Source organism: Paenibacillus albidus, from assembly GCF_014644435.1.
In the GTDB taxonomy this organism is placed as follows: domain Bacteria; phylum Bacillota; class Bacilli; order Paenibacillales; family Paenibacillaceae; genus Paenibacillus_AQ; species Paenibacillus_AQ albidus.
On the sequence record NZ_BMKR01000100.1, the window covers coordinates 1 to 1,635 of the forward strand.

General features: G+C 48.7%; 1 protein-coding gene. It reads right to left on the reverse strand.

Annotation, left to right across the window (positions count from 1 at the left end; translation table 11 throughout):
- Positions 1 to 309: 309 nt before the first annotated feature.
- On the reverse strand, positions 310 to 1,575 hold the full coding sequence (locus tag IEY53_RS34740) for an IS110 family RNA-guided transposase (protein WP_189032914.1): 1,266 nt from the start codon (positions 1,573 to 1,575) through the stop codon (positions 310 to 312).
- Positions 1,576 to 1,635: the final 60 nt, after the last annotated feature.

Below are 1,635 nucleotides of genomic sequence, written 5' to 3' on the forward strand. Positions count from 1 at the left end.
TAGCTAATTGTGAGATAAGAAGGAAACAGAAGAGGCGGTGGTTTGGAACAACTGTAAGGGCATGCAGGAATAAAGGTGAGAGCTTATCACCTAATTTGTTCCATTTCTGCACGTCTCCATGTCGCCCCTAGTGATTTTCACTCCCATGTCTCAACGGGTCTATGCCCTTTCATTCCTTCGTCACATCTAACTAAGGGGTGGAGGTCGGTTTTTCTAACGGAACGGGTCCGAGCCCTTTTGTTTAATGCCTCCCGATACTCCGTGCTTCTTGTCCATCCTGCGAATACATCAGCTGGCGAAATAACGCGCTTAAGCTGCTTGTGGAAATACTTTAACTGAACGATATGCTTCGCTGCTCTTGGCTAGGCCAACAAGCATTCGAGCCACTTTACCACATAATTTCATAATGGATTTCATTTTCTTGAGCTTTTTCACGTCTACATTGTTGTGGTGCAGGGCTCTAACATCTGGGTTGGTCATGACCATACACATCGTCATGAGATAGAGAAAACGCCTTAAACGCGGGCGGCCGCGCTTGCTAAGCACCATTTTTCCACGCCATTTCCCAGAGCTAGCCTCGGCCAGGTTTAGTCCCGCATGACGAAGCAAGGCATTACCGTGTGCGTAACCACTAAGATCACCAGCTTCTCCCAACACACCGGCTAGACTGGTAACATTTACACCTTGAATGGTAAGTAACTTTTGGGCATAGGGAATGCGCTCCAATACGAGATGTACTTCGTGTTCAATCTGCTCAAGCTGGCGCTGTGCCAAGTCGTATTCTTCGAGCAGTTGACCCAAGTGCAACTTGTAGGCGTGTAGCGCCTTTGTAGCCCCAACACTGCGTTTAGCCAGTGTAATAAGCTGCTCGGCCCGCCGCAAACCCGCATGACGCTTCACATATTGTTTCCACCCAGCAATGACTTGTTCGGTCGTTAATCGGCTAATTTCCTTCGGGAGAGGAAACAGCCTTAAGGTGGCAATGCTACTAGTGCAAGTGAGAATTTTAAAGACATGCCGAAGTTCAGGGAACACAATATCGACCCAGCGATGGATCTGGTTAACAGCGCTGTTAAGCCGTTTAGTAACCGTGTCCCGATTGGCCATGAGAATTCGTAGCTCCTCGTAGGCCTCCGGGTTAAATCGTACAGGGGAATAGTAGCCGTTTTTGACCATATCTGCGATGACGAGTGCGTCTTTGCGGTCGCTTTTGGATGGGGTATTGTCGCGATTTTCTTTGTTCTTTTTAACGAGATGTGGATTCACGAGAACAGCCTCAATTCCTTGGTCTGAGAGCCAGCGAGCCAGGCTCAGCCAGTAATGTCCGGTGGGTTCCATACCCACAATGATTTTGCTCAGCTTGTAAGACTTGAGCAGATCTTGAATCCAGCGTCCGAACAGGCGAAAGCCCTCGTCATGGCTGCCGAACTCAAGCGGCGATCCCAAAGCAATTCCCCGATAGCTGACCGCGCGAGAAACATGAGCTTCCTGAGCAATATCTACGCCGACTACAAGATGGGATGAGGAAATGTTTTCAATGAGTTGATTTTGCTTGTCTTGAGCTTTAAACTTCATAGTAGAGCGACCTCCTGGATGGGCTTTTTGAGGCAATGACCTCGTGTGCAACCCCATCGT

Coding starts and splice junctions, on each gene's coding strand:
- IEY53_RS34740 (WP_189032914.1), bottom strand. CDS start 1,575: ATGAAGTTTAAAGCTCAAGACAAGCAAAATCAACTCATTGAAAACATT.